Consider the following 4,690-nt stretch of genomic DNA (forward strand, 5'->3'; position numbering starts at 1 on the left):
GCCGAACCCACGCCTGTTGAAAAAGTCGGGGATGATCTGTGGCTAGGGGTGAAAGGCCAATCAAACCAGGAAATAGCTGGTTCTCCGCGAAATCTATTGAGGTAGATCGTCATCTGGACACCCTCGGAGGTAGAGCACCGGATGGGCTAGGGGGACCCAAAGTCCTACCAAACCCAACCGAACTCCGAATGCCGGGGAGTGATAGGTGGCAGACAGACAGTGGGTGCTAAGGTCCATTGTCGAGAGGGAAACAGCCCAGACCACCAGCTAAGGCCCCTAATTCGTGGCTAAGTGGGAAAGCATGTGGGACGGCCAAAACAACCAGGAGGTTGGCTTAGAAGCAGCCATCCTTTAAAGAAAGCGTAATAGCTCACTGGTCTAATAGCTGTTCTGCGGCGAAAATGTAACGGGGCTCAAGCCACGAGCCGAAGCTGTGGGTGCATCGAAAGATGTGCGGTAGCGGAGCGTTCCCTAGGCCTGCGAAGCGGTACCCGTGAGGGGCCGTGGAGGTATGGGAAGTGCGAATGCGGACATGAGTAGCGACAAGGAGGGTGAGAAACCCTCCCGCCGAAAATCCAAGGGTTCCTGCGCAAGGCTAATCCGCGCAGGGTGAGCCGGCCCCTAAGGCGAGGGCGACAGCCGTAGCCGATGGAAACCAGGTGAATATTCCTGGGCCCGTCAGAAGTGACAGCCGTGAAGTGGTGTCATCCCTTATCGGATTGGGGTGGCGCCTGGATCGGCTCGGGAAATAGCTCTGACATATGGACCGTACCCTAAACCGACACAGGTGGATTGGACGAGTATTCCAAGGCGCTTGAGGGAACCATGCTGAAGGAACTAGGCAAATTGCTCGCGTAACTTCGGGATAAGCGAGACCTGCTGCCGGGCAACCGGTGGTGGGTGGCACAGACCAGGGGGTGGCGACTGTTTAGTAAAAACACAGGGCTCTGCGAAATCGAGAGATGACGTATAGGGTCTGACGCCTGCCCGGTGCTGGAAGGTCAAGGGGAGGAGTGCAAGCTCCGAACCGAAGCCCCAGTAAACGGCGGCCGTAACTATAACGGTCCTAAGGTAGCGAAATTCCTTGTCGGGTAAGTTCCGACCTGCACGAATGGCGTAACGACCTCCCCACTGTCTCCAGCATGGGCTCAGCGAAATTGAATTCCCCGTGAAGATGCGGGGTACCCGCGGTCAGACGGAAAGACCCTATGAACCTTTACTGCAGCTTCGCAGTGGCGCCAGGAAGGGACTGTGTAGGATAGGTGGGAGGCTTTGAAGCATGGGCGCTAGCTTGTGTGGAGCCAACCTTGAAATACCACCCTGTGCCTTTCTGGCGTCTAACCGAGCCCGGTCACCCCGGGCCGGGACCCTGCGTGGTGGGCAGTTTGACTGGGGCGGTCGCCTCCCAAATGGTAACGGAGGCGCGCGATGGTGGGCTCAAGCCGGTCGGACATCGGCTGTTGAGTGCAAAGGCACAAGCCCGCCTGACTGCGAGCGCGACAGCGCGAGCAGAGACGAAAGTCGGCCTTAGTGATCCGGTGGTCCCGCGTGGAAGGGCCATCGCTCAACGGATAAAAGGTACTCTAGGGATAACAGGCTGATCTCCCCCAAGAGTCCACATCGACGGGGAGGTTTGGCACCTCGATGTCGGCTCATCGCATCCCGGGGCTGGAGCAGGTCCCAAGGGTTCGGCTGTTCGCCGATTAAAGCGGTACGTGAGCTGGGTTTAGAACGTCGTGAGACAGTTCGGTCCCTATCTGCCGTGGGTGTACGAGACTTGAGAGGATCCGTCCCTAGTACGAGAGGACCGGGATGGACGCACCTCTGGTGAACCGGTTGTCGCGCCAGCGGCACGGCCGGGTGGCCAAGTGCGGAATGGATAACCGCTGAAGGCATCTAAGCGGGAAACCAGCCTCAAGACCAGGTCTCGCCGAGGGCCGTGGTAGACCACCACGTCGATAGGCCGCAGGTGTAAGAGGGGTAACCCTCTCAGCTGAGCGGTCCTAATCGCCCGATAGAGCTCAAGATCAACGCCGCCGCACCGGCCTGGGACACCCGCAAGGGTCAACCAGCAAACCGCGCGCAGCACCAAACCGCGCAACATTGCCGCAGCCAACACACACACACACACCGATCCAGAAGAACCAGCATATGTTCTGCCTGTCACACACAAGGATCCGGCGCGGTGGCCCGGTGGTCATCGCGGAGATGATACACCCGATCCCATCCCGAACTCGGCCGTGAAACACTCCAGCGCCCATGGTACTGCATCTCAAGATGCGGGAGAGTCGGTCGCCGCCGGGCCACCACGCCGGATCACTTGCACAACAGTCAGAACATCAACGCGGGGTGGAGCAGCCCGGTAGCTCGTCAGGCTCATAACCTGAAGGTCACAGGTTCAAATCCTGTCCCCGCATCCCATGATCCCATGACTTCCCACGAACGGCCGTTCTCCACCCGGAGAACGGCCGTTTTCGTGTTCAAACCACCCCGGCGGCCGTCCGCCTCCGCCATCTCCAGGAAGGCCGCCAGGTCGCCCCGCAAGCTGAGCGACACCTCGCCCCGTCGCTCCCCCGGGTGAACCAGGATCGCGTCCACCAGCGTCCTCAGCGCCTCGGTGGCCAGCAATGCGGTCGCCTCATCCTTGAGCGCCTCCTCCAGCGCCTCGACCCGGCGGCGATACAGCGCCGGCAGGTTCGGGTGCAGCACCGGAACAGGCTCCGGCACTCCAGCCGCAGCCGCCTCGGCCCGCAGCGCCTCCCGCCGCCGTTCGACCTCCCGCAGCTCGGTCGCCATCGCGACGCCTCCATGGCCGTCCTTGATCAGGTCCAGCATGGTGCGGATCTGCCGGTCCAGCTTGGCGACCTGCCCTTGAAGGCCCGCCTGGCGCGCCCCGCGTTCCCTGTTCGCGGCGTTCACCTCGGCGACGTAGGCCTGGGCAAACTCCTCCACCAAGGCCGGCGCCAGCAACCGCTCCTTGAGGCCGACCAGCACCCTGTTCAGCACGACGTCGCGCGCCACCGTGCGGCGGTTGCCGCAAGTGCCGCGCTCGACGTGGTTCGAGCAGCCGAGCCGGCCGCCGCTGCCCACGATGCTCATCGGCGCATTGCACAGGCCGCAGCGCACCAGGCCGGCCAGCGGCCACCGGGGGCGTCGGGCTGCCGCAAGGGCGCTGCCGCGGTTCGGTGCCGACGCGGCGGAGACAATCCGTCGGGCGGCCTCCAGGCGCCGCTGCGCTGCCTCGAAGACCGCCTCGTCAAGGATTGCGAGGTGGGGCACCGCCGTGACCACCCAGGCGTCCCGCGGGTTCAGCCGCGCCACCCGCCGGCCGGTACTCGGGTCTTTGACGAAGTGCTGGCGGTTCCAAATCCGCTCGCCGATGTAGAGCCGGTTCCGGAGCACGCCGGTCTCCCGCTCAGCGCCCCCCAGCAGCAGCGATGCGGTCCATTGGCCGCTGCGCGGTCCCGGCACCCCCTCGGCATTCAGTCCCTTGGCGATCGACCGGGGTGACTGCCCGGCGGTGTAGGCCGCGAAGACCCGCCGCACGATGGCGGCCTCATCCGGCTCGATCTCGAGTTCGCCCGTGATCGGTATGCCGTCCGGCCGCAGGCCGCGCCGAACCCGGTAGCCGAAGCAGAGCCCGCCACCGCTGCCGCCCGCCCTGACGCGCCCCTCCAGGCCGCGATGGGTCTTTTGCGCGAGGTCCTTGAGGAACAGCGCTGACATCGTGCCCTTGAGGCCGACATGCAGTTCGTTGATGTCGCCATCCACGACGGTGACAACCCGGACCTGCGCGAAGGTCATCTGCTTGTGGAAGCCGGCGATGTGCTCCTGGTCGCGGCTCAGGCGGTCGAGGGCCTCGGCCAGCACGACATCGAAGCGCCCCGCGCGTGCCTCGGAGACCATCTGCTGGAAGCGCGGGCGACCGGCCGTGGCGCCGCTGATGGCGTAGTCGGCATAGACCTCCACCACCTGCCAGCCCTCGCGCTCGGCCCGTGCACGGCAAATCCGTACCTGGTCCTCGATCGACTGCTCGGACTGGGCATCGCTGCTGAACCGGGCATAGATCGCGCATCGGGTCATGGGCGGGGCGCTCCGGGCTGAGGGCGGGGAATCGACGCGGCGGTGATCATAGGGGCTCCTCGCCGCTCTCCGCGACTTTCCCGGCTTTGCCTGCCCGCCGCGCGAAGGTGTTGCGCGCGAGCGGTGCCGTCAGGGCGCGCGCCGCGGCGAGGCCGGCGTGGAAGCGGCTGGCCGCCGACGCCCGCGAGCCACGGTCATAGGCCGCGTCATGGGTCGCCCGGGTGATGCCGAGTACCGCCGCGCCCGTGCTAGGCGCCTCCGGGTCCGCGATCGGCGCCACGGTGCCGATGCCATACCGGAAGCGGTGCGGGCCAAACGCCTCGCCCTGCCCGAAGCGTTTCTCCGACCACCACCGGATCCGCTTGGCGACGCCGATTATCCCGAGAGGTTCACCACTCCAGTTGATCCACATCGCGTCGACGCTGAACCGGAACACCTCCTGCGCCTGCTGGTTGGCAAGTTGAGCGAGCCGCTCCCAGACGGCGCGGAGTTGGTCGGACACCTCCAGAAACCCTGATGTCAGGTGCACGATGGTCGGGCGGCGGGTGTTCAGTCACGGCGCGGCGGGATTTCGGAGATCACGCTGCCGAGGGATGCTTGCCGGGGC

Annotated in this window: 2 protein-coding genes, 1 tRNA gene and 2 rRNA genes (1 of these 5 running past the window's edge); 3 read left to right on the forward strand and 2 right to left on the reverse strand. The window is 64.8% G+C overall.

Annotation, left to right across the window (positions count from 1 at the left end; all coding sequences use genetic code 11):
* The 3 genes from ACLD7X_RS14975 to ACLD7X_RS14985 form a co-directional block, all read left to right on the forward strand.
* A 23S ribosomal RNA gene (locus ACLD7X_RS14975) occupies positions 1 to 2,028 on the forward strand (it extends 709 nt beyond the left edge of the window).
* Positions 2,029 to 2,189: 161 nt separating this feature from the next.
* Positions 2,190 to 2,304 (forward strand): 5S ribosomal RNA (gene rrf, locus ACLD7X_RS14980).
* A gap of 39 nt (positions 2,305 to 2,343) precedes the next feature.
* Positions 2,344 to 2,417: transfer RNA gene (locus tag ACLD7X_RS14985), tRNA-Met, on the forward strand.
* Here the strand turns inward: ACLD7X_RS14985 and ACLD7X_RS14990 are convergent.
* Both ACLD7X_RS14990 and ACLD7X_RS14995 read right to left on the reverse strand, forming a co-directional pair.
* The gene (locus ACLD7X_RS14990; RefSeq protein WP_411424456.1) at positions 2,377 to 4,083 is read right to left on the reverse strand and encodes a recombinase family protein; all 1,707 of its coding nucleotides are present in this window, start codon (positions 4,081 to 4,083) and stop codon (positions 2,377 to 2,379) included. The genes ACLD7X_RS14985 and ACLD7X_RS14990 overlap by 41 nt on opposite strands.
* 46 nt (positions 4,084 to 4,129) lie before the next feature.
* Positions 4,130 to 4,585: a hypothetical protein gene (locus ACLD7X_RS14995; protein ID WP_411424455.1), complete on the reverse strand. Its 456-nt coding sequence runs from the start codon at positions 4,583 to 4,585 to the stop codon at positions 4,130 to 4,132.
* Positions 4,586 to 4,690 lie beyond the last annotated feature (105 nt).

It is taken from the genome of Aphanothece microscopica RSMan92 (assembly GCF_046613545.2).
GTDB lineage: Bacteria > Cyanobacteriota > Cyanobacteriia > PCC-6307 > Cyanobiaceae > NIES-981.